General features: G+C 31.2%; 20 protein-coding genes. 2 read left to right on the top strand and 18 right to left on the bottom strand.

Going from position 1 to position 23,239, the window contains the following annotated elements; genetic code table 11:
• Nucleotides 1-11: 11 nt before the first annotated feature.
• The 12 genes from DK441_RS12160 to DK441_RS12215 all read right to left on the bottom strand — a co-directional run bounded on the left by DK441_RS12160 (nucleotide 12) and on the right by DK441_RS12215 (nucleotide 11,693).
• Nucleotides 12-3,167, bottom strand: coding sequence for a S41 family peptidase (locus DK441_RS12160; protein ID WP_109850963.1), 3,156 nt, complete (start codon nucleotides 3,165-3,167; stop codon nucleotides 12-14).
• A gap of 104 nt (nucleotides 3,168-3,271) precedes the next feature.
• On the bottom strand, nucleotides 3,272-4,132 hold the full coding sequence (locus DK441_RS12165; RefSeq protein ID WP_109850964.1) for an alpha/beta hydrolase: 861 nt from the start codon (nucleotides 4,130-4,132) through the stop codon (nucleotides 3,272-3,274).
• Between the two features lie 187 nt (nucleotides 4,133-4,319).
• Nucleotides 4,320-4,775 (bottom strand): hypothetical protein, encoded by a 456-nt coding sequence (locus tag DK441_RS12170; protein ID WP_109850965.1) that lies wholly within the window; start codon nucleotides 4,773-4,775, stop codon nucleotides 4,320-4,322.
• Nucleotides 4,776-4,842: 67 nt separating this feature from the next.
• On the bottom strand, nucleotides 4,843-5,439 hold the full coding sequence (locus tag DK441_RS12175; RefSeq protein WP_160112076.1) for a hypothetical protein: 597 nt from the start codon (nucleotides 5,437-5,439) through the stop codon (nucleotides 4,843-4,845).
• Nucleotides 5,440-5,608: 169 nt separating this feature from the next.
• Nucleotides 5,609-6,328 carry a DUF2071 domain-containing protein gene (locus DK441_RS12180; protein WP_109850967.1) on the bottom strand — a complete coding sequence of 240 codons (720 nt, stop codon included), beginning with the start codon at nucleotides 6,326-6,328 and terminating at the stop codon, nucleotides 5,609-5,611.
• 131 nt (nucleotides 6,329-6,459) lie between these two features.
• Complete coding sequence (locus DK441_RS12185; RefSeq protein ID WP_200822849.1) at nucleotides 6,460-6,969, bottom strand: nucleotidyltransferase family protein; 510 nt, start codon at nucleotides 6,967-6,969, stop codon at nucleotides 6,460-6,462.
• 311 nt (nucleotides 6,970-7,280) lie between these two features.
• The gene (locus DK441_RS12190; protein ID WP_109850969.1) at nucleotides 7,281-8,276 is read right to left on the bottom strand and encodes a HEPN domain-containing protein; all 996 of its coding nucleotides are present in this window, start codon (nucleotides 8,274-8,276) and stop codon (nucleotides 7,281-7,283) included.
• Between the two features lie 197 nt (nucleotides 8,277-8,473).
• Entirely contained in the window at nucleotides 8,474-9,133 is a 660-nt protein-coding gene (locus tag DK441_RS12195) for a CPBP family intramembrane glutamic endopeptidase (RefSeq protein WP_109850970.1), read from the bottom strand.
• 46 nt (nucleotides 9,134-9,179) lie between these two features.
• Nucleotides 9,180-9,983 carry a tail fiber protein gene (locus DK441_RS12200; protein WP_160112077.1) on the bottom strand — a complete coding sequence of 268 codons (804 nt, stop codon included), beginning with the start codon at nucleotides 9,981-9,983 and terminating at the stop codon, nucleotides 9,180-9,182.
• Between the two features lie 331 nt (nucleotides 9,984-10,314).
• Nucleotides 10,315-11,022: a DUF4386 domain-containing protein gene (locus DK441_RS12205; protein ID WP_109850972.1), complete on the bottom strand. Its 708-nt coding sequence runs from the start codon at nucleotides 11,020-11,022 to the stop codon at nucleotides 10,315-10,317.
• Between the two features lie 7 nt (nucleotides 11,023-11,029).
• Entirely contained in the window at nucleotides 11,030-11,188 is a 159-nt protein-coding gene (locus DK441_RS12210; RefSeq protein WP_234423388.1) for a helix-turn-helix transcriptional regulator, read from the bottom strand.
• Nucleotides 11,189-11,246: 58 nt separating this feature from the next.
• Complete coding sequence (locus tag DK441_RS12215; protein ID WP_109850973.1) at nucleotides 11,247-11,693, bottom strand: hypothetical protein; 447 nt, start codon at nucleotides 11,691-11,693, stop codon at nucleotides 11,247-11,249.
• Nucleotides 11,694-11,981: 288 nt separating this feature from the next.
• On the opposite strand from DK441_RS12215, the gene DK441_RS12220 reads away from it, so the two are divergent.
• Complete coding sequence (locus tag DK441_RS12220) at nucleotides 11,982-12,683, top strand: hypothetical protein (RefSeq protein ID WP_109850974.1); 702 nt, start codon at nucleotides 11,982-11,984, stop codon at nucleotides 12,681-12,683.
• Between the two features lie 556 nt (nucleotides 12,684-13,239).
• Here the strand turns inward: DK441_RS12220 and DK441_RS12225 are convergent.
• The 5 genes from DK441_RS12225 to DK441_RS12245 all read right to left on the bottom strand — a co-directional run bounded on the left by DK441_RS12225 (nucleotide 13,240) and on the right by DK441_RS12245 (nucleotide 17,337).
• Complete coding sequence (locus tag DK441_RS12225) at nucleotides 13,240-14,952, bottom strand: DUF2326 domain-containing protein (protein WP_109850975.1); 1,713 nt, start codon at nucleotides 14,950-14,952, stop codon at nucleotides 13,240-13,242.
• The gene (locus DK441_RS12230; RefSeq protein ID WP_109850976.1) at nucleotides 14,943-15,167 is read right to left on the bottom strand and encodes an ABC-three component system middle component 6; all 225 of its coding nucleotides are present in this window, start codon (nucleotides 15,165-15,167) and stop codon (nucleotides 14,943-14,945) included. The genes DK441_RS12225 and DK441_RS12230 overlap by 10 nt, the downstream gene beginning before the upstream one ends.
• Nucleotides 15,154-16,122 carry an ABC-three component system protein gene (locus tag DK441_RS12235; RefSeq protein ID WP_109850977.1) on the bottom strand — a complete coding sequence of 323 codons (969 nt, stop codon included), beginning with the start codon at nucleotides 16,120-16,122 and terminating at the stop codon, nucleotides 15,154-15,156. The genes DK441_RS12230 and DK441_RS12235 overlap by 14 nt, the downstream gene beginning before the upstream one ends.
• 61 nt (nucleotides 16,123-16,183) lie before the next feature.
• Complete coding sequence (locus DK441_RS12240) at nucleotides 16,184-16,825, bottom strand: Shedu anti-phage system protein SduA domain-containing protein (RefSeq protein ID WP_109853505.1); 642 nt, start codon at nucleotides 16,823-16,825, stop codon at nucleotides 16,184-16,186.
• 257 nt (nucleotides 16,826-17,082) lie between these two features.
• Nucleotides 17,083-17,337, bottom strand: coding sequence for a helix-turn-helix domain-containing protein (locus DK441_RS12245; RefSeq protein ID WP_074405800.1), 255 nt, complete (start codon nucleotides 17,335-17,337; stop codon nucleotides 17,083-17,085).
• 468 nt (nucleotides 17,338-17,805) lie between these two features.
• On the opposite strand from DK441_RS12245, the gene DK441_RS12250 reads away from it, so the two are divergent.
• Nucleotides 17,806-18,147, top strand: coding sequence for a hypothetical protein (locus tag DK441_RS12250; RefSeq protein ID WP_109850978.1), 342 nt, complete (start codon nucleotides 17,806-17,808; stop codon nucleotides 18,145-18,147).
• Nucleotides 18,148-18,378: 231 nt separating this feature from the next.
• Here the strand turns inward: DK441_RS12250 and DK441_RS12255 are convergent, their stop codons facing one another.
• The gene (locus tag DK441_RS12255; RefSeq protein WP_235015758.1) at nucleotides 18,379-23,196 is read right to left on the bottom strand and encodes a RecQ family ATP-dependent DNA helicase; all 4,818 of its coding nucleotides are present in this window, start codon (nucleotides 23,194-23,196) and stop codon (nucleotides 18,379-18,381) included.
• Nucleotides 23,197-23,239: the final 43 nt, after the last annotated feature.

Raw genomic sequence — 23,239 nt, forward strand, 5'->3', positions numbered from 1 at the left:
ATTTTGGACAATTATTTGGTTCCTAATTGTTTCATTATTTCTGATACCGCTTTATCTAATTGTGGTTGACTATTTTCTAATCGATTTTTAAACGTTTCTTTGACATAAATATCTGGTGCAACTCCTGTTTTTTCTAGATTTTTACCATCTAGTGTATAACATCCCCAGGAAGGTAAACGATAGGAGGAACCATCTACCAAACCTTTGCTAGAGGTAAAAATAATCCATCTATAGGTCTCTGTTCCTATAATTTTACCCAGGCCAAGTTCTTTAAAACCAGCAGAGGTCATCTCTGCATCACTTAAGGTTTGCTCGTTTATTAGGATTATAATAGGTTTTGCCCCAGGTGCAAAATTGGGTTGTGAAGTAAGTTTACCATCCCTGTATTTCCATTTTAGATAGGGCTTTTGGGATAAGAACTGTAATACCTCATCGTGCACATTTCCTCCTGTATTATTTCGTAAATCCAGGATCAAAGCATCTCTTTTGTACCCTTCAGAAACCATTTCCCTTTTAAAGTTATTGAGTTCCCCGCGCACCATATTTTTCATATGAACATAGGCAATTTTTTTATTACTTTTTTGATCGATATAAGACTGGTTACTATCTACCCATTCATCATATCGTAAGTTTCTTAAACTTCTTGATGAGATTGGGTGTAGATTTACCGTTATCTTTTGCGAATTACGTTCTAGTGTTAATTGTATTTCCTGATCCAGTGATGGTTGCGTAAAATATAGTTCTCTATTGTTTTTTGAATCAATTTTTTGATTATTTACAGCAATTAATCGATCACCCGGGAGTATATTTTTGTTGGCTACATCTGCGGGGCTGTCGGTAATAATTCTTTCTACTTGATACGGGTCATTTTTAGAGAAAACAATTCCTGTTGCCAGTGTCTTAGTACCATAAAATTGCTTTTCTTCTTTACCAGTAGACCGAAACCCAAAGTGAGATGTATTTAACTCACCTAGCATATCATTAAATAATAGTCTTAGATGAGAACGGTTATTGATATAAGGTAAATATGCTGCATATTGATCTTTAAGTTTTTTCCAATCTTCTCCATGAAAATCCCCATCATAAAAATTTTCTCCAAAACCAGCCCAGGCTTCCTGAAACATCTGTTGAAATTCATCAGACAATGTTTTTCTAAATTTAAAATCAATTTTGATTTCTTCAGTGGTATTGCTTTCAATATCCAGAGTGTGAATATTTCCTTCTAGCAATACATAATAACTATCTTTTGCAGACGCTATTTGATACCCAAAAACTTTGGCATCTCCGACTTTCTCTGTTTTGTTTTTCTCAAACGGTTTAATCGTGGTTTTCCATAGTTTAGCATCTCCTTCATCATGATTAGAGATATAAAGCACATAGGTAGTTTCTTTTTTCTCAAAAACATGAACGCCACCTTGATACCCAAAAGCAGGACTAATGCGTTGTATACGCTCCATCAATCCTTTTGGGTTAATATTGATCTTTATCGTTTCAGTTTTGTCTTTTTTATCTTCATCTTTCTTTTCATCCTTGTCCTCATCATCTTCTTTTTCTTCTACAAATAATTCTTCAAACTTCTTAGAGGTATAAGGAGCCTCATACTTATCCAGTGCCATTTGATAAATACCCGCTTCATCTAGCCCATAGGGATAACTAGGCTGTGTAAGGTTAGAACTAAAGTAAATGTATTTACCATCAGGGGACCAGAAAGGACTACTTTCATTTACGCCGGTTTGAGTAAGGTTGATTGTTTTTTTTGAAGGAATATGATAGGTAAAAATATCTTGTTCAAAATTACGTATCGCATTATAAACGAGATACTGGCCATTTGGAGAAAACCGGGGTTGTGGTGGATATAATGCCCAGAATTCATCTTTTACAACAGTAGTACTTTTTAGGTTTTCGAGATTAAGAAGGCGCAACTCATCTCTACCGCTTATATAGGCTGCTTGTGTGCGCTTTGGGTTTATTTCGATATTTACATTACTTCGGGAGTCCGAAGTGATTTGTTTTTCTTTTCCTTTTCCTTCCGCAGAAATAGTAAATAAATTAAGATACCCATCTACAGTCTGGTTGTATAATAAGGTACGATTATCCTTAAGCCATTTTACCTCGACTACCCGTTCTGCTGGATTAACAGGTATTTGCTGAATAAATTTACCTTTTGGATCAGAAACAAATAGCGCACCGCGCGAAACGAAGGCCATCTTTTTATTATCGGGAGAAATATCAAAATTGGTAATGTTTCCCTTAGTCTTAAAATCCTGGGTTTTATCTAATGTGTTATTAAGATAAATCTTAATCGGTACTTTTTTTGTGGTATTAGCAGCTACATCATACAGGTATATTTGATAATCCTTACCAAAAACCACGTGACTTCCATTAGCACTTACTTGTGGTCTAGCGATAGAGGTGTCAAATTTGGTAAGGGCTGTTTTTTTACCATTTTTAAAGGTGTACAGATTATATTCTCCGTTAGCCTGGTCAGAAACAAAATAGAGGTTGCCATTTTTATCTATTGTTGTCCAAAAGTCTTTTCCTTTATAGGAAGTATGTTCTTTATATTCTTTGGTTTGGGGATTATAAGATTTTATATTGGGATTATAATCTCCTTTATATCGTTTTCTATGCGTAAAATTTTTGCTTTCCCAGCTTTCGTTAAAGAAAATTTCTCCTGTGGTAGGATGGGGTACTATATTATGAACGGTATTAAAATAATGATCAAATAAACGCCTTGGGGTCCCACCAGAAACAGCTACCTCATATCCACTAAAACGATTTTCTCTGGATGAGGTAAAATATATACTTTTTGAATCCCATGACCAGCTATCTACATCATCTGCCGCATCATGAAAAGTAAGTTGACGAATTTCTCCTCCTTTCAAAGGCATGATATATACATCCTTATTACCATACTGGGTAGCACTAAAAGCTACCCATTTCCCATCGGGAGAAACAGTTGGTAATGTCTCGTCACCTTGCATTCCTGTAAGTCGGGATGCCTCGCCACCGCCAGAAGAGACTTTCCATAAATCCCCATCATAACTAAATATAATAGTTTGCCCATTTGGGGTTAAGGTTGGATCGATTGTAAAATATGCTTCTTGTGCCTGAGCCCCAATACTAAATGCAAAACAAAGAATTGAAGTGAAGAGTGATTTGAACATGTTGATGTTTTTGATTGAAGCAGGAAAGATACTAAACTTGAGTAATACAAAATTTAGAAGAAAAAGTTAAAAAATTGTTACTTCCTAATGTTTAGAGCAATTGTTTATACACTGTTTTTATTTTTATCAATATGCTTTGTGATAACTTTTTCAAGTTCCTGATAGTCTGTTTGTATTAACCAATGGCCTGAATCTAATTCTATAAATTCGTAATCATTTTTCATGTATTGATGGCTTTCACTAACAGAATAAGAACCTATCGCAATATCTTTATTTCCCCATATAAATAAAGTTGGGACATTTATGTCGCCAAGTATTTGATTTTTATCCGCACTCTTTAATAGTTTATAATTACTACGGTAATAGTTTATTGATGCAGTTAATTGTTTTGGGTTTCTGAAAACCTCTAAATAATCATTAACCTGATCTGGTTCACAATTCTTCCATAATCTTTTTAATATTTTAAAATTGTTTTTTTTTAATCGTAATTCTGGAAGATAAGGCAATTGAAAGTTCTTTACATATTGACTCATTTTTCTTTGTTCACTATTAACGATCATTGCTTTTCCAAAAGCTTGTGGATGTGGAACAGAGATTCCTGTCCAACTTAAAATTTGGTCTTGATTATCATGAACTAACTTCCAGCCAATAAGTGCCCCCCAGTCATGACCAATAAGGTGAAATTTTGGTTTATTTAGATGTTTAGAAATGTTTAAAATATCCTTAGATAATTTATCTAAACTATAATGTTTTTTCCCTTCGGGACATGCTTCTTTACTATACCCTCTTAAATTAGGTGCAACACAATAAAAACCATTTTTCGAAAAACTAGACATTAATTTTTTCCACATAAAAGAAGTTTCGGGCCACCCATGTAAAAAAATTACTAATTCATTTTCTTTATTACCATTTATTCGACAATCGAATATTAAATTATCAATCCTTATTTTAATAGTTTCTTGCATTGTTCAGAATTGTGTCTAACGTTTAATATATGTGTGGTAGCTATGAAAATTGTTACCTAGCCTTGGACACTTTTGCGCAGATTTTATACCTTTTCAGTTTTAAAATCACTGTACCACTATAAATATAAAAGAACCATTCGATTAATCACTAATCAGCTATGATCACATATATCGTGTTAGCAATATATTACTTTTTCAAAACCAATTCTGCCTTGTTAATTTTTAAGGTATGGTTTTCTGAAGAATGAAGTACTGCTTTGAAAGTATAGTTTCCATCTTCCTTAATAGTCCAATGGTTCATTTTTCCAGTATACCTCCAGGTAGTTTTATTACCCAATGATTTCTTAATTTCCATCATTGTAGGGTTTGTTTCTAAGGCATTCATTTTAAACCCTCCTTGTTCTTTCGAATCTATCAATAATTCCACTGTATAAATTAGAGCTAACTCATTTTCGTATTCAATGTCAATTTCAGTCCAAAATGAAATTTTCTCACCTTTTTTTAAATCTAGAGTTGTTTCTCTGATTATTTGTTCGACATCGCTTGTCTGCTTGAATGAAATTCGCCCAATTTCTTCTCCAGTTAATGCATCACACCCTATTAGGGCTAGAGTGATTGATAGTCCAAGTAATAATTTTTTCATTTTTTTATCTTGTGATTATTGCTAACAACAAAATAAAGAATATATATCCTTTATTTTCTATGTATGGTTATTTTTCAATTATTACATCTTCTAATTTAGAGTTTAAAAAAGATTTTAATTTTTCAATAGTATTAGAATTCAAGTCCAAATGATTAATTGAGTATTTTTTCTCGTGTAAGTCCTGAACAATTATTGATCCGTCTATTATCTTAATAGAGTTTAGCCTATTCAAAGCTATGTATTGGTATTTGTTATTATTCCCAAAACTTAATTCTTCACTGTCTACTTTGATAACTCCGCTTGGGTTATTTTGAATTCCACTTATGATCAATGATATCCCAATTATTAATAAAGAAAGTAATGTTAATATAGTCCACTCAAAATAGAAATACCAAATAACAATACTTATAAGAATTCCAAAACCCCAGAAATAATTTAAAAACGTATAGTAATGGTCATTTTTTGTTTTAAATGGTATTGAATTAGAGCCCCTCTTTTTTTTGTTATTAAACTTTTTAAGATTCGAATAAACAGAGGCTAATGCAATTAAAGGAAGAAAGTACTCAAAATTAATTTTTAATCCTTCCCAAATTTCGAATGCCACTATATATGTCATTACAATTATTGCTATAAGCGATGAACTAAAAGAATAACGTTTTTTCATTTTTTCAATATTGGAGATGACGTTTAATATATGTGTCGTAGTAGGGTAAAACGTTACCTTGTTTTTCGATTTCTCTGTGCATTGGTTGTTAGCAGTAAGTATTGCGCCATTCCAAAAATAAGAAGATCATCCGTTTAACGATCTAGTAGCTATGATATCATGTATGTTGTTAGCTGCATTTTTTTATTTTTTTCAACCCAATCCATTCATGTTCAATATCTTTCATCAATAAAGCATTATCAAACTTTACAGATCCTTTCGGAAAAATACTTTCATTTTCAAAAAAACTTGATTTTACATTTTCAACTTCCAAAAGAGATACTTTCCAGTTATAAGCTTTCAACTCAAGTCCGTCGAAATCATTTTTGTCTGGAGAATATCCCACAGAGCCTTCTTCAAAGAAATCCGAGACGCATTCGAGATTTTCGAATACACTTTCTTTATTCCAAGTATTAGTTTCTCGAGCCTTAATAGATAAAGATGTGTTGTCATCGCTTATGAAACTGACTTCATAATTTCCTTCTTTTTCATTTATTTTGAAATCTGCTAAATGATGAATTCCCGGAAATATAGTTCCTCCTGCTAAAGAATTTAATTTAGAAGAAGTGTCTCTTCTTGGAATATAAACTCCCTCTTTATGTTTTCCATTTTCAGTCCATTCAACAGCAATTCTATGTGCTCCGTTTTCCGAAGATATTCCGATTTGTTTAGGTAAACCTTTTGGTCTGATTTCTCTTAGTCTAATTAAGCAAATTCCAGCAATTCCTTTTCCGTTTACCAATTTAGGCTTAAAAGGTTTTGGTAAATAATCATCCAAGACTTCTTTGTCAATTTGATAATTGATTAAAATACGCCTGTCAATTATTCCTTTTATTTTTGGTATTTTCATTTATGTGTTCTAATTGCACCTAACGTTTTGTATAAGATGCGTGCGTCGCAGGCGCACTGCTGATTGGCCGCAGGACAATCACATTGTAAATATACACTTACTTTGGTTTTGGTACAAAGTGAGTATGCATTTTATATGGTGTTGTAACCAGTTTTTATATTTAGGTTACACCATTTAGCTATCCAAGACTTACTAGCAATTCGATCATTATAAACCTTTAAATCGAATCCAGGGGTAGGGATTACTATTAGATTAAACAAGTCAACTAATCCGTATGGTGCAATAAATTCAATTTCGTCATTTGTATTAAGCCTCACCGCAATTGCTGTAGCAGTTTCTGGCCAATATGAAATTGCCTGAAAACAATCCTCATAAGGAGCATGTCCATTTCGTAAATTCATTCTTGCTTGGTTTTTAACAGACCAATTAATATCGGAGTTTATTTCACTTAATTGTTTTTCAATTAGTAAATCTTTCTTTTTTGAAGGGTTTTTATCGTTGAAGTAAATTACGTCTATGTCATTGAGTTCTGTTCTGTCAAATCCATGTTTATAATCCCAAATTTTATTTCGGATAAAACCAGCTCCGACCCAACAATCATTTAAATTTAAACCTTTTATATTTTCTAAGATTTCAATCATCCATTTATCACTTTGGATAATATTGATTAATTCAGATTTAAAGTTAGAGGCCATTTAGGGAATTGGTTACAACACTAATATAAAGGATATATGTCCTTTATATCCCATGTATGGTTATGTTTACTTGATAAATGTAACTATTAGTATTGAGTATAAAAAACCCGATCGATTTGCATGGTAAAATTAATCACCACTATTTTTCCCAGTTCCGAAAAATGAAACTGGCGTGTTGTATCATTGTATATCAATTATTTATTAACTATGATGCGCAGGGTGCATATGCAATATGCAAATTGTTGTAGGTCGTTTTTTCAATTCATTCCAAAAATCAACTTATTAAAATAATCGTCTAATTTTTTATTATCTCTACTTGAAAATAAATTTAAAAGAAATCTATTATTTAATATTTTATTAATTGCAATCCGCGCTATATTATCAGTATTATTAACCAAATCATTAATTGATTTAAGTTTTTTAGAAGAAACATTAGATCCGTGAACTACTTGTGACCTTACGGAATAAATATCTTTAATTTCTTGGAATCTTTTGTACCTTAACTCAGGAAGTAACTCAGTAAAAAAAGCAATACGTTCTGCTAATTTATGAGTGATTTCTGTGTTTGAAGTTGAAAAAATTGATTCAAAGAAAGTACAATAATGCCCGATTTTTAAGGCTAAATCGTGTTGACCTCTTGCTATATTTATAGAAGCCAAAGCTATACCTATTCTAGGGTTATTGTTATAAACAGGACTCGGATCAATAGCAAATTTAGTGTATTCTGTTGGTTTTAAAAATTTCGAATATTCAAGTATTTTATTTAAATCATCAAATTTAAATTTTTGATTTTTTTTGTCTCCATTTGCAAAAGTATTGATGACTCCAAGGTGATTTGTAGAGCCAAAAGTTGATTCTATAGAGTTTTCGGATACAAATTTAAAAAATTCGGTATATCCAATTTCAATATTCACTGAGTTGTCTTTTATTAACCAAAATAATGAAATAAAAGATTGACTTAAATATAAAAATTCAAGTAATTCTTTTTTATGGTTCTTAATTTGTTTATCGAATTTTCCTTCAAAATCAGATGTTAATACTTTATAAAAAACCCCATTAGCATTCATTAAAGAATCATATTCAATTTCCCCGATTCTCTTTTTTAAAGTTTCTGTAGCGAACTCTTTGATTATGGAGTTATTGTTTGTGAAAACAATATTATTTCCAATATGAATTCCAGATTCTAAATTTGTATCTATTTCAATATTATAGACTGGAGTAAGGAAATAAAAAACATTTTTTTTGAAACTCATAATTTTAATTAGCTACAACGTTTAATATATGTGTCGTAGCAGGGCAAAATGTTACCTTGCTTTTGGGTTTTTCTGTGTATTGGTCGCTACCTTTTACCTTCAGTAAGCATTGCGTTATTGCAAAAATAAGACGATCATCTGTTTAACTATCTAGTAGCTGTGATATCATGTATGTTGTTGGTAAATCGTTTTTTCTTTTAGATTAAGATAACCATTAAATTCCATATGATATGAAAAATCAAAGAAGGTCCTATAGACTTTGATTTATAATATATGGTTCCTGATATCAATCCTCCAAAAAATGCTATATATGCTAGGTGCCCATTAAATTCAATACTATTTAAAAAGGTTGCTTGATAGGGTAAGTGAATTAAAGCAAATAACAAAGTTGAAATTCCAATTGCAATTATTGGTTTATATTTCGTTAGAAGTTGCTTTAAGATATACCCTCGAAAAAATAGTTCCTCAGCCATAGGGATTAGAAGTATGACGGCAATTGAATTCCAGGTGAGTAACCCTTCCATTCCGTAATCATAAGTAATTCGATACGATGTATCAAAAATTAGATTATAAAGTTCGTTTAAAGGAGTTTGGATATAAGGATAGCTAACCCCAGTGATAATCGACACCAAGTAATATTTAATGCTGGTTTTTAATGGAATTACATTTTGATTTCTAAATACAATTTTTAATAATAAAAAAACAAGTGCTAACTCAATAATTCCATTAATTAGATTATAGAGTCTAGTGGTGAAAATAGTTTCTTTTTCAATATCAAAAAGCAGAATCCAAGAGGCTGCCAATTCAAAAAAGATGACAAAAAGTAGAGTTAATAAAATTGATTTTAATATTGTCATTTAAATAAATGCAAACGTCTCAGTCAAAAAATCGTTTTAATGTTTTTTATTTTTTAGACTCTAGTTTTTCAAGTCTCTTTTGTAATTCAATGAGTTTTTTATTTTGTGATTTCAATTCCTCAATCTCCTTTTGTTGTTGAATAGTATACAATGTCAACTCTTCAATTTTTTTAAGTAGATTCATATCCATTTCGGCCTGCATTACCCCATTTTGTTCAAACTCTTTTGCAGATGGGATTTCTGGTAAATGACTGTTTTCTTTAATAAATGTTTCTACTTCTTCTATACTTCTCAAATCATAATCACTTTTGAATACGTAATCAGGCGCGGGAACATTAAGGTCAATTTTTACTTCTGTGGCATGAATATTTCCTTTTACGGTAAGTTTCATATCTGGATTGGTGGTTCCAATTCCTATATTTCCGTTTGCTTTAACAGTCATTTTTGTAGAATTACTACCAGCTCTAATACTTAAATCGTGATTAGACATGGTCGAAATAATCCCTCCGTTGGTGTCTGCTCCTATTAAGAGTTCGTGTCCATTATTAGTTTTTAGGTTTAGGTAAGAACTTTGAGCACTTAAGATACTTAATTTTCTATCGGGACTAGCGGTTCCAATTCCAAAATTACCATTACGATCAAAGTGAAATTCTGAATCTATACTCCTAATTCTAACATCCCCAATTTTATTCCAAAACAATGTTCCGGTCCAATTGGGATCTGTATACCCTAAAAGGGCACTAACACTAGCTGTAGCATTTCTTTTGATATTTAAAAAAGAAGTTACTTCTTGTGCATTACTATTAAGACTAATCATTACCAAGACTAAACTAAAAATGGTTTTTTTCATTTCTTTGATTTATTTTGTTTTGTTTCCCTGTTTAGTATTAATGTCTTCAGAATTGTAATTGTTACTTAAATTTTGAGAAATCCTTATATAAAAATAGAAATATAAACCTCATTCTAGACCTCACAGGTTTTTAAAACCTGTGAGGTCTCATCAAATTAATCACTACTATTTTTTCGAGTTCCGAAAAATGAAACCGGCGTGCTGTATCATTGTATATCAATCATTTATTAACTCATATCTATAGTGCGTGATAAAGTAAAAAAACGCTTAAGGTGTTACTGATTTTTTACTATGCTATTGTATAATAATACTATTTTAAATAGTTTATACGCTATACTTTTTTGATTTGTTTTTCAGCTAATCGTTCGATTGTTTTATTTTTCACTAATAGCCATATCATCAATAGAATTTCACCGTATGACGTATAGTCCGATAGTGTTGCAATATTTAGGTGTGGATAGACAAATAAAAACAGAGAGTCCAGGATGTATCCAGCTCCAGCTATAAATAGCAGGATTCCAAGAAACTTCGAGATTCGAGTATTTAGTTTATAAATTAAGACCCCAAGTGGAAAAAGCCATAGCCCCCAAAAAATTACGGCAATATGAGCACCGTGATTATATATCTCAGAAAATAGTATGGTTAGGTTTTGGCTTTCTTCTATAGAGAAACCGTCTATGTTGTTGATGCATAACATAGCAAAATGATTCACCTCATTTAGTGTAGAAATTCCTGCACCAAATAGCATTAAAACTAACATAGATAAAGCCGTTGTTTTGTTGATATTTGATAATAATTTATATAGATAGATTACGAGTAGGATAGTAATGATGTTCATGCAAAGCATACTAATTATGCCGGCCCGAAACATAAATGGATTGCTATTCATGTTCGCAATTGTTTGTACTATATCTCCTTCAACCTTTATTTGAGGTAAGGCAAACATAAGCGCATAAAATCCTGTTATAGCCGTGAGTAAATAAGCTATCCCTGCAAACAAGGCATTCTTTTTGGATGTATTGTTTTTGATATCGTTCATGTTCTGTTTATTTTGGGTTATATGTAAATACTTCTTCTAAAGGTTTGTTAAATACCAAAGCGATTTTGAATGCCAATTCAAGAGATGGTGAATACTTGCCTTTTTCTATAGCGGCAATGGTTTGCCTTGTCACATTTACTTGGTCTGCTAATTCTTGTTGCGTCATTTCATTATTAAGAAAACGCAAGGTCCTAATGCTTGTATCTATATTACATTCTTTCATTTTAAATACCTTTTTTAGAGTAATAGTACGTTGATACGTTTTGTACTGCGAATGCAGAGAAAAGTGAAAAGAAAAACAATTTAAACATTATGGATATAGAGATTCCCACAACAAGCATTATCATTGTTATAACAAATCCAAGCATAAAGGTCGTGCTGAAGTTACGAGATGCTTTTAATTTGATGATTTCTCCTAATTCATCGATGAGAAATTTTTCTTCCTTTTTTTTAGTAATTACGGTATTGAAAATACTGTAAAGCACATAAAGAGTTATTCTTGATGCTATCATTAGGGGTATGAGCATCAATATTGATACACCCCAAAATGGTAATTCATCTATAGAGGCTGTATATTCTTTTTGAAAATTTAAAAGGAGTATATAATACGTAAAAAAGGTTAAGGTGTCTATGGTTAAAAATACTAACGGTCTTTTTTCTTGAGTTGTCATAATTTTTATTTTATGTATACTATAGTTTACGCAAAGTAAGTTTATTTTTACATGATGTAAAATATTTTTAACATTAAATTGTGTAAAAAAATATAAACTGTTGATTTTTAAGAATGTATTGCGTATAAAAACCACGTTCGATTTTCTGATAAAATTAACTGCTACTATTTTTCTCAGTTCCGAAAAATGAAACTGGCGTGCTGTATCATTGTATATCAATTATTTATTAACTACGATCTATTGCAAAATTTTTAAAACACGCAATAGATTTTTAAAACATGTTATACGATGTCTAAAGAAAATTATGACACCAAGCTGGTCGTGCTAGAAGCATTACCACAAGAAGCGGTAAAATCACCAACAATCCCTGTTGATGTATTTATGCAAGAGGCCGAAAACTTATTTGTATGGGCAGAAGAGGATAAAGAAACCTTAGTTGCCAAAGGATTAGATTGGCAGACGTATGCAGAAGATTTACCTACCCGAACCGGGGCGTGTAGATATGCCCAGGCGGTATGGATGAAAGAGCGGTATAGCCAGGAAGAAGCAGCCAAAGCCTGGCGGGAAGAATCTCCCAAAGCCTACGAATTTAGAAACGACCTGTTGGCCGATTTGCGTTTTGCGTTTCGTAAGCGATTGGATTTGCTGGCCCGAGTACGTGCTATTGCCGATGGAGAAGGCGATGCCGATATGATCCAGGATTTGATGGATATTAGTGTATTGGGTAAAGCTAATGCACCAGAGTTAGAAAAAGCAAAGTATGATCTAGGCAACTTTGATATAGCAGCGCAACAATCGGATGCCCTGGCAGAATTGCTGGCCAAAGCTAATGGGGCGACCTTAGATAACTCTAAAGCCAAAGAAATACGAGATCGTGCCTATACCCATCTTAAGGAAGCTATAGATGAGCTTCGCGAAACGGGTAAATATGCATTTAGAAAAGATCCCGAGCGCTATAAGGGATATATTAGCCGATATAAACGCAGATAATCGGTTGCTATTACTGGCCCCCGCATAGGGTAAAGGTCTCCGCGCAGCGAGGGAGGCTCACCCTATTGCGGGGGTTTGTTTTACCCTTGCGGAGGAAGCATCCGGTATGCCGATGGTCGATACAAATGGTGCGGGGAAGGGGTACACTTATGCGGGGAAAGTATTTGACATGCCAATGGTCGATAAAAGTGGTGCAGGGAAGAGATACTCCTATGCTGGGAGAGTTATTTGTATACCAATGATCGATTAAAATGATGCGCGGATAAGATTAACCAGTGCGGGGGAGCGTTGATTTGTTATTTTGTTGAAGAATGGAATCTATTTATTAGTAATACTATACCAAAAAGGATCCTTGCCTTTAGTTTATCCTAAGCAGAGACTACTATTGTGATGTGAGAATTATGGGTTTATTGAAGTTTGATAGCTACTGTATAATTAGTGGCGTTTTAAAAAACCGAAACTTTTAGTTTATTACAGAAGCTTAATTAAAAAAAAGAACTTCTAGTTTTTAGCACTATCCAGCCATTAACTATACAGATTGTTGTGTTTTCGTTTTTTACTTTTCAATTCGGAACAATTTATCCTTATCGGAAAGTTTAGCAACAAAATATTCTTCCTTATCCAATTCAGGAGGAAGTTTATCTTTTAGTATTGATGCAACAAATTGAATTTTATTTTGGTTAACTAATTCAGCAATCTTGACAAGCTGATTATTGTGCATTAATTCTTTTTTATCATTAAGTAAGAAATGAAAAGATGGAATACCTTCTTCATCTGCAAATAAAGTATAGGCTATATCAAAACATGAAATTTCTCCTTGTTTTTTACCCGAACTAAAATTCGTGTTAAAAGCACTGAATTTATAAAGTTTTTGTTTCTTTCGGTTCTCTTCAATTTCATATTTAAGAGCATATTGTTCTCCATATAAAAATTCAGAAATAGCTGAAAAATGTTTGTTAAACTTATTGATTTGCAATTTTACTTTTTCTTCGAATTCATCAGAGAAAAGTTCTTCATCTATTTTCTCTAATTCAGAATTAAACTCTTTAAGATTTAAATCTACTTCATTCAATTGCTCAATGATATTTTCAAGCTCACCTTTAGTCCTAAATTTTTCATTTAAATTAACAATTAGTATTTCTAGTTCTTCAAATGAATCGCTTTTAGATATTTTACTTGTTAATTTATTCTCTTTTTCAAGAAGTGATTGCAAGCTAATTTGTTCTTTACTGATTTGTAGTTCTAGTTGAGGGAGTTCATTTAGGATAAATTTCTTTTTCTCCTCAATCATTTTGTTATGATAGTCAGTTAAGTCTTCAAATGATTTTTGTATTTCACCAACTATATCTGTGAACTGTGAGTAAATTTGATTTAATTGTACCTTATCAATATTTGCAGAGTCTGATTCCACATTATTAACGGTCTCATTTATAAGTTCTTTTCTTAGATTTAATTTGCTTATTTTAGAACTTGATTTGTTTATTATATATTTAAGATCATTAAGCTCATTCAAATCTTTTTCAAAGTCTTCATTAATATTAAGATTCGATTTTTTGTGATTTAATAATTCAATGTCTGTATCAATTATTGCAAGTTTAGCCTCATACGCAGATTTTGTTTGAACTTTTTGGAGACGTTTTTTAAAAGACTGTTCTCTCTTTATTTTTTCTAATATTTCTTGCTTTTCATTACCACTCCCAAATTCACAACCTAATAAAAATAAATACAGAGTTTCATATTCCGCATTACTTGTAAACTTATCTAAAGTCTTTAAAGTGTTATTAATACTTAAGTCTTTGTGTCTTATATTGTGTGAAATAATTTGTCTAAACGTAGGCTTGTCAACACTTTTGTCTGGAAAAAAAGTTTTTTCAAGATTTGGTTCAAACTCTTCTTCTGTATAGTGAATTCCATCAATTTTTCTAATTACAGATTTAACTGGTGACAGAAAATTTCTTTCAATAATTACTTCTTCAGCTCTATCATTTGCTAAATCCTCTGTGAGGCATAGTGTTACAAGTATTTCATTTTTTATGAGATAATCTTTAACAAGTTGATAAGTTTCCTTGGGGTTTTCAGGATCTATCCAAATATTTTTTTTATTTGCTCCAAGGCAAAAATCAATAAGTTTTAGGACAGTAGTTTTACCAACACTATTACCTGTAACCTCCACGGAAGTCTCATCAATAATTAAGTTGATACCTTCTCTGAAGTTAACCTCTCTAATTACTGATGCACCTTTGGTTATTGTTAATGACTTTAAGAACATAACTCTACTTTACCATTTTTTAATATTGCAACATCTATTAAGTACAACCAATCTAAACAAAGAATATAAGCCTGAAAGGTCATTTTTGATTTATCTTTAATCTCATTATAGAGATTAAGAAAGTCAATAGAACTGTTAGTTTGGAGTAACTCTAAAATAAAAGAACTATTATAATAAATACTATTTTCAGGATGAATATTGTCAGGTAGTAGCATATTTGTAATTTTTTGGATTATCAAATATTTTACATCTAATAAATGCATCAACGGTTAAAATTTCAATGCATAATTCAAGTTCGTCAAAAGGTATTTCATCAAAATTAATACTTTCAGTTACTTTAGAAACGAGAATATCAACTGTTTTCTGAAATGAACCATCAGGATCATTTTTATCAAATAATTTCAGAAATTCTCTCTTAATTTTTCCTAGCACAGAATTACTTTTGTTTAAGCCTTGTTTATCAAATTCCTTATATATAGAATCGACTTTAGTGTAAAATAAAGCATTTTCCGTAATTATTAACCTTGTTCTATCTAATTTATTATGAACAATCTTTCGTTCAATTTCAAATGAATCTATATTATCAATTTTGTTAGAATCGTCCCAATCCTCATTGGAAAGGACATTAATGATTGATGCCAGATTTGTTTCAATCTTTGATATGTCAACTTCTCCTCCAAGTTCTGATTTGATGAAATCATACAATGGCTTTTGGTTTATAGCTTTCCTTGATAAAATGTCGTTCAATATTGAATTAATATCAAATATGTCTGAAGATGGGTTAAAAGGAAGTTTGTACGGGTTTTTAAATGTCTTTGTTCTTAAATCACTGGCATCTTTTGAAATGGAAATGAATTTAAAAGAATAGTCAGAATAATCCGTTAAAGATTTTTTACCTAAAGCACTTTCAATTTTTTGCTTTGTAGAAGTAGCTGATACTTGAATTATGATTTTGTTTTTTTTATCTATTAAGTCGATAGCTTCTGCATTTTGCAGAATTTTATTCATATTTACTAATTCATAACTATATAGTAAGTTGAAAAAATGAAAGTAAAAGTTTTCAGCATGTAAATGCAGATCCAAGAAATTTAGCTTTCCTCTTGATTCGATTCTTCTTGATAGGACATGCAATTTTTCTTCAATATATGTGTAATAAGTATTTCTTCTCACGAGTCAAAAATATTGATTATATTCAAAATATCAATTATAGCTTTTTTTGGCATTACGTTTTTTAATTCAATAGCCTTCTCCACATTTCCATATATCCATACTCTTTCCAAAATTTTTCTAAATCAGAATCTTTTAATGATTTAGGATTTTCTTCAAAACTCCAAAAATCTCCATAGTTTTTTTTAGCTGACTCTAAAGAGTTTAAAAATGAATCAATACTTCTTATTTCGATATTAAATTCTTTATTTTGATACGCTCTCCATTTTATTGCATTTTCAGTGTGCCAATCCCTTCTTAATCCTCCAATCAATATATATCTAAATTTCGAAACTGCACCGAAAATTCTTTTTTTCTCTGTCGGATTTTCTTTAAAATATTTATCCCAAGACCTTACTTGTTCTAAAGCATGATTTAATTCGGCGGTTGGTTCTTTTTTTTTTGTAAATAATCTCATTTTTGGCTTTTCAACTTCAACTAAAACCCATTCAGGTCCACCAGAATTGTCATTTAACCAAGTAAAATCACATCTATATCTACCGAAACTTACTTCAGAAAAATTCGGTAGAGCACCTCCTTTTCGAGAGTAAAACTCATAAAATAAAAAAGAATTTTCTTTTAAAATACTTAATAATTCAACTTCTGAATTGTTATCAAAAGCCTTTTTAAGTTTCTTTTCAACGCCCAATATGTTCCATGTACTCATAAATATCATTTTTGTAATGAATTCTAACAATAGAATAAAGGATATAACCTTTATTTTCCATGTATGGTTATTTTTAATCTTTTATATCAAACAATATCCGTAATCTACTTTTACAAACATTGTGGTAATCCACAATCACCATTTGTTTTTACCAAACAACCCCATTCTTCAACTCTTAAGAATTGAAGAATGGGGTTGTGTTTACCAGATAAATGTAACTATTATTATTGAGTATAAAAAACTCCCTAAGACGTTACTTATTTTTTAAAATCTTGTTCTAGATCTTTTAGTAATTCACTCATTGGCAAGCCAAGCGATTTAGAAATTCTAAAAAGCATGCCTATTTTCATTTCTTGAGTACCTTTTATGTACTTTCTAAGATTTTCAACATCAATACCTGCATCATGAGCAATATTTTTCTGCACTAATCCTCGTTCAATAATAATTTGCTTAATTCTTTTTGCTAAAACAATTACTATTTCAGGACGTTCATGTTTTCCTTTTTTTGCCATGCAGTGAAGGTATATGTAATAGATTGTTTACAAATGATTGTAAACAATCGGTTGTATGTAACCGATTAATTGTTATATTTATCACTAATTATATATATATTTGCGATTCTTCGTATAGAAAATATTGAAGCTGTCGCTTAGAATCTCACACTAGAAAACTGGTAATTTTTGCAAATGAGATGATAAGCAGATTGGCTCACGACCCGGGCGTGGGCTCTCTTATCGTTTGCAGGGTATACCAGTACCTCTAGTGTGGTAAGTTGAGTTCCACGCCTATTTTTGGTGGTCTTATTCAACAATTCTTAGCATTGGTTTTACTTTTACTCTAAGTTTCGTAATAATTAGCATAGGCTTTTTTGTGGGAAGATAGTACTTGGTATGCATTTGATTTTTCTAATGTGTGTTTTAGCAAAGGCTGGAGACTACGCTAATTTTATCTAAATCAAAGGAAACCATAACTATAAGCAGATGAAAATAGATCTAGACACTCAGATTTTTCCTCAATTTAAGCTATCGACACATCAGGATTTGATCTTATATCTTATTAAGAATGAGTTATTAGGTACCCGATTTATAAATCAATTAGGTACGGTCGGTTTTGACACTTCTTTTTTTAGTGTAGAACTGGGTACGGCGATTTTATCATTAATGGGGTTTAAAAACCGAACCGATGCTTTGTGGGAATGGTATCACAATACTGTAGATAGGTACGCAGCTAAGGTTTGTCTAGAAGATTATGCCACTACCAGAGCAGTTTCTTTTGATTTTTATATTGCATTACGCATCAAACTACATACCGAACAAGGGTAATACAAAAGCTACTATGAGCTCAATTTAGAAAGCTATACAATTGATTTAATTCTATCGGTTTATTGAACTTTTATTAATGTTCTTCATGGTTTGGATTAGGAAATATAATAGTGCAAGAAACTATCAAGATGACCATACTATTTTAAATAGGTAGTGATAGTATCTATTTGGATTATCTAAACAGTACTACCACTAGCGAGATGCTAGCGAGAAAGTGCGAGTATTATTTACTTATTTTTTATCAAACTTTAATTTAGGTAGTACAACCTTATATTCCTTATCATCTTCCGTATCATACCAATACACTAAATACTCAACATTTCCACTTGTTAACTGATAATCATCCTTAACAAAAGTGTTATATTTTTCATCTATAAAGTGTCTTGAAAATAATAGCACATTTCCTCCACCTTGTTTGGCTAATCCAATACCTATGTTATCCTTAAACTGCACGGTATCATTCTCAAGGTCGTCTCCTGATTTGAGAGTATTAATTCTATTTAATGTTTTAAAATATTTTTGAGAACCCAAGTTAATGTCTTTGTGCCCTAATACTAATTCAAAATGTTTTGGCTGTTCTGTTATTCCTTCATATCTGATTATCTCTAGTTTATCAGAGTTAAAACCATCAAAAAATGATGAATTACAATGTATTTGCAAACTTTTCTTTGCTCTAGAACAACCAACATACAAAACTCGTTTAGACTCTGTACAATTAAAGTTATAATCTTCTAGGAGCAAATATACATGGTCAAATTCTTTCCCTTTTGCTTTATGCATAGTTGCTATAATAATTACATTGGCATCAGCATTTATCGCATCTTCCATTTTTATTTCTCGAATATATTCGTGCCAGTCTATAAACTGTTTTTGTTTGTCATAATTCACTTCAAATTTTTTAATAATTTCTAAACAGATATCAATGTGAATACTAGAATGATGTTTTGATTTAAAATGGTCTTTTGCTTCATTCCACTGGTTATTAAAAATTATACCAGCATCATTTTTTTTCTGTTTAAGAAATTCTGTAAAGGTTCTTAGTTCAAATAAGTGATCCAAACTAAATCCTTCTAGCCCAGTAATTAGTCTTGTTTTTTGATCAAATTCATTTAGAAAAGTTCTTAGCATTAAAGCTTGTTTATTCGTCCTAACTAAAATGGCTCTTGTTCCGTTAAAATTGTCTTTAATTACCATTTCTGCTAGTGACTTTTCTAAAAAAGAAGTAGTATACCTAACTAGCTTAATATTCGATAAAACACGTTTATTCACTGGTTCTAACACTTGAACTTTTAACCGATTTGGGATTTTATTAAGTAATTCATTATTGAAATGAACGATGTTTGAACTACTTCTATAGTTTTTGATTAAAGAATACTGAGTAGCATTATACTTCTCTTTAAACTCTAGCATGTTCTTATTGGAAGAACCTCTAAATCCATATATATTTTGATCATCATCGCCAACAGCAATTACTCTAATGTTACCTGCTTTAGTTATTATTGTTTGAATTAGTTCCCATTCAATATCATTTACATCTTGAAATTCATCCAAAAGCAATACGCTTTTGTTAATAATGGATGAGATGTCAATTTCCTCATCGTTAATTGCTTTAATACAATCTTGAATTACATTTTTAGATTTCTTTAAATCACCCAACTGTCCTATTAATTGAAAACAAAAACCGTGAAAAGTTGTGATCTTAATAAGCCCAGAGTATTCTGGAACAAGTTTTCGGGCTCTGGCTCTAAATTCTAAAGAAGCTGCTTTTGAAAATGTGAGCATTAAAAATTGTTCAGGTTTTATATCTTCTAATAACAATAGGCTGGCGATTTTATGAACCAAAACCTTAGTTTTTCCACTTCCAGGGCCCGCTAAGACTAATATATTGTTAGACTTCCCATCATTTACAATTCTTGATTGATCTGTATCTAATTCTCCTATTATTTCTTTAAGGCGAGTAGGGGTTAGTGGTGTCCTTATTTCCTTTTTCCTTCTCGGAAAATACTTAGATAAAAACTCTTCATAAGGTTGACTAAAGTAGTCATTAACATATGCTAAAGCAGATTCGTAGTTTTGGAGTCTTCTTTTGGCATATTCACCAACAATATGAATTTGTTCTGTCTTATGATGGTAATGCTGATTCATTTTTTTGAAATTCTCATTTGTGAACCTTGGAATTGAATCGTTAATTTCTTCAATATTCAACCTATTGTATGACACCATGAAACCACCTTCTAGTTTTATTGATTTTATTTGATTTAAAAACAATAGTGTCTTCTCATATCGCTTAACATCCTCTTCTTTTATTTTTCCGAATAGATGATTAGAATTTTTGAGTTCTAGCATTGAAAAACTAACAGGTAAGTCTTTTTTATCTTGAGTTTTTAGTTTTTCCTTTTGTTCCTTATGAAATTTTTCAAGAAGTTCATACACATCTAATGATAATTCATGCCTCCAGTTTATATCCTCAGTTAATGAATCATACTGTTTAACTTTTATTTGGTATAAATCATTTTCTCGGTCGACTCGTTTTTTTTGAATGAAATTCCTTATTTCCCAATAATTAAGAATATTCTTTATTGCATTAATTGATGTTTTTTCTACACCGTCATCTATTATGTTTTGATTCAATTGCCGCATTGATATTTTAATATTCTTAGGTAATATTTTATGCATTACCACTTCAATTTTTCGATAACGCTCAAGTATTTTCTTTGAGTTATTGGTAGATTGTGTCAAATTAATAAATGCTGTTAGGTCTCTTGCATCACCAAGAATTTGTAGGTTTCTTAATATATCAATGACATCTCTTATTTCTCTTAGTTTCAAGCCTGTTCTATCTGCTAAATAGTCAATTCTACATTCATCATCCTTTACTATACGTTGAAGCACTCTTGAACAATGTTGTATTTGAATTTCTGTTATATCCTTACTTTGATGTATTCTTTCGAGAGCTTTGAAAATGTTTGGAACCATTAAACTATTTGCAAATATGGTTGGTGAGTTTTGCTTTCGTTTTAAAAAACCTTGGTCTTCTAGTGCTGCAACTGAAGTTTTAACTCTAGTTTCTAATTCTCGAATTTCAGTATCCCATCCTGCTTTTTGTGCTATTTCTAAGGCAGAATTACTTATCTTCTTTGTTTTTCTATATTTTGACAAATACTTGAGTGCTTGCCAGACTTGCTGAACCTCTTTTTGATTAATTTTGGTTTGTTGCAATAAACTAAAATGTTTGTTTAAATCCTGTTCGTTAAATAAAATGTAACATTTAGCTTGTATTTTTTCATCTCTACCTGCTCTACCTGCTTCTTGCACATAGCTTTCTAAAGAATCGGATATATTGTAATGTATTACTGATTTCACATCATCTTTATCTACTCCCATTCCAAAAGCTGATGTTGCAACAATGATGTCTTTTTCATTATTCATAAAAGCATCCATGTAGTTTTTCTTTACATCTTTATCCAATTTACCATGAAAATAGGTTGAGTTGAAACCAGCTTTTTCTATTAAACCATGTATTTCTTCAACCCTCTTCGTTCTTGACGCATAAATGATTGCTGGTTTTTCACAACGGTCTAATAGTGGGAGTAATGCATTCATTTTTCGTTCAGGATCTTCTACATCTATTACTTCATATTTTAAGTTAGTTCTACTTGCTCTAGTTACAAATTCATTTAATTCAATATTAAGTTTAGTCTTGAAATATGTTTTGATATCCTCTATCACTTGGGGCTTTGCAGTTGCTGTAAAGCATGACACAGGTATTTTACCAGACATCTTATTTTCTTCGAGGTTTTGAATGAAATCTGCTATGTATAAATAATCGACTCTAAAATCTTGTCCCCAAGAAGAAAAGCAATGTGCTTCATCTATTACGAATCTGGCGATTGAACGTTGTTTTAGAATTCTTGATATTGTCGGTGATCGCAGAGATTCGGGAGATAAATATAATAATTGAACATCTCCTTTTTCTACCCTTTCAATAGCATCTTGTCTTTCTAATGGAGATAACAAGCCGTTAATAGCTACAGCCTTTGTAATATCAAAGCGTTTTTCAAGATTTTCAACCTGATCTTTCATTAACGAGACTAAGGGAGATATAACTACTGTTAATTGACGAGATAAAGAGCCTTTCATTAAGGCCGGTAATTGAAAAGTGAGAGATTTCCCTCCTCCAGTAGGAAATACAGCAACAAATGAAGCAGAACTTATTCCGGCTCTAACGGTTTTTTCTTGTAAACTTATTCCTTCATTTTGGTCAAATTTTCTAAAGTCTTTATAACCAAAATAGGATTGTAACGCTTTTTTAGGGTTTAAATTAGAATTACAATAATTGCAACTTGGGTTTCCACAAAACTTAAACCTTATATCATCTAATATTTGTTGCGTTTTAGGTAGCGTATTATGTATCCAATATGCTAAAACAGATTTATCTTCTTTAGTGTTTAACAATGAAAAAGCATAGGCTAATTCAACAGGATTATCTTTAGCTAATTGAGAAATATTGGCGCTATCACAAATTTTATTTTTGAATAAACGACCTATTTCAATGGCAGCATTAATGTTATTGATTTTAAAATTAATTAATTTTAAAAAGCCCGAATAGGCATTTGAACTATTAAGTAAACTAGCATAAACTTGTTGAATAACAGGATCTAGCTCATTGAATTTATTAAGTTCGTCTATTAATAATTGCTTTGTAAGTTTGCAGTCTGAAAGAGGATTATTATACTCACTATCGTTAACAATTTTGTAACCTTTTACTAATTTGTGATACGGGTTATCGCTAAAAAGCAATGGAGACCAAAGCAAAGTATCTACTATTTTTTTATTTCTAAAAATTTCAGGCCCTAGAACTTTTCCTAAAAATGGAATATCATGAGCAATTATATTGTGACCACATATATACTCAGCCTCCTTAATCCATTTCTCAATTTTAGTTAGCTGGCTTTCGTGTAATTCTTGTCCATTGAAAAGTGCTCCAACATCCTTTATCTTTCCATTCTTATTGGTTTCAATGTCTATATATAGAATTTTGTTTATCATACTTCCAAGCGATGGCAAAAAATAGCTGTTTTGGTTTTTCAGC

Source organism: Aquimarina sp. AU58 (genome assembly GCF_900312745.1).
Lineage (GTDB): Bacteria > Bacteroidota > Bacteroidia > Flavobacteriales > Flavobacteriaceae > Aquimarina > Aquimarina spinulae.

Bases quoted from the DNA above. Each gene is read 5' to 3' on its own strand.
- DK441_RS12220 (WP_109850974.1), top strand. From the start codon at position 11,982: ATGTCTAAAGAAAATTATGACACCAAGCTGGTCGTGCTAGAAGCATTA.
- DK441_RS12240 (WP_109853505.1), bottom strand. From the start codon at position 16,825: ATGAGTACATGGAACATATTGGGCGTTGAAAAGAAACTTAAAAAGGCT.
- DK441_RS12170 (WP_109850965.1), bottom strand. From the start codon at position 4,775: ATGAAAAAATTATTACTTGGACTATCAATCACTCTAGCCCTAATAGGG.
- DK441_RS12180 (WP_109850967.1), bottom strand. From the start codon at position 6,328: ATGAAAATACCAAAAATAAAAGGAATAATTGACAGGCGTATTTTAATC.
- DK441_RS12205 (WP_109850972.1), bottom strand. From the start codon at position 11,022: ATGAACGATATCAAAAACAATACATCCAAAAAGAATGCCTTGTTTGCA.
- DK441_RS12195 (WP_109850970.1), bottom strand. From the start codon at position 9,133: ATGACAATATTAAAATCAATTTTATTAACTCTACTTTTTGTCATCTTT.
- DK441_RS12190 (WP_109850969.1), bottom strand. From the start codon at position 8,276: ATGAGTTTCAAAAAAAATGTTTTTTATTTCCTTACTCCAGTCTATAAT.
- DK441_RS12165 (WP_109850964.1), bottom strand. From the start codon at position 4,132: ATGCAAGAAACTATTAAAATAAGGATTGATAATTTAATATTCGATTGT.
- DK441_RS12215 (WP_109850973.1), bottom strand. From the start codon at position 11,693: ATGACAACTCAAGAAAAAAGACCGTTAGTATTTTTAACCATAGACACC.
- DK441_RS12250 (WP_109850978.1), top strand. From the start codon at position 17,806: ATGAAAATAGATCTAGACACTCAGATTTTTCCTCAATTTAAGCTATCG.
- DK441_RS12230 (WP_109850976.1), bottom strand. From the start codon at position 15,167: ATGCTACTACCTGACAATATTCATCCTGAAAATAGTATTTATTATAAT.
- DK441_RS12210 (WP_234423388.1), bottom strand. From the start codon at position 11,188: ATGACGCAACAAGAATTAGCAGACCAAGTAAATGTGACAAGGCAAACC.
- DK441_RS12245 (WP_074405800.1), bottom strand. From the start codon at position 17,337: ATGGCAAAAAAAGGAAAACATGAACGTCCTGAAATAGTAATTGTTTTA.
- DK441_RS12175 (WP_160112076.1), bottom strand. From the start codon at position 5,439: ATGAAAAAACGTTATTCTTTTAGTTCATCGCTTATAGCAATAATTGTA.
- DK441_RS12225 (WP_109850975.1), bottom strand. From the start codon at position 14,952: ATGTTCTTAAAGTCATTAACAATAACCAAAGGTGCATCAGTAATTAGA.
- DK441_RS12200 (WP_160112077.1), bottom strand. From the start codon at position 9,983: ATGAAAAAAACCATTTTTAGTTTAGTCTTGGTAATGATTAGTCTTAAT.
- DK441_RS12185 (WP_200822849.1), bottom strand. From the start codon at position 6,969: ATGATTGAAATCTTAGAAAATATAAAAGGTTTAAATTTAAATGATTGT.
- DK441_RS12160 (WP_109850963.1), bottom strand. From the start codon at position 3,167: ATGTTCAAATCACTCTTCACTTCAATTCTTTGTTTTGCATTTAGTATT.
- DK441_RS12255 (WP_235015758.1), bottom strand. From the start codon at position 23,196: ATGATAAACAAAATTCTATATATAGACATTGAAACCAATAAGAATGGA.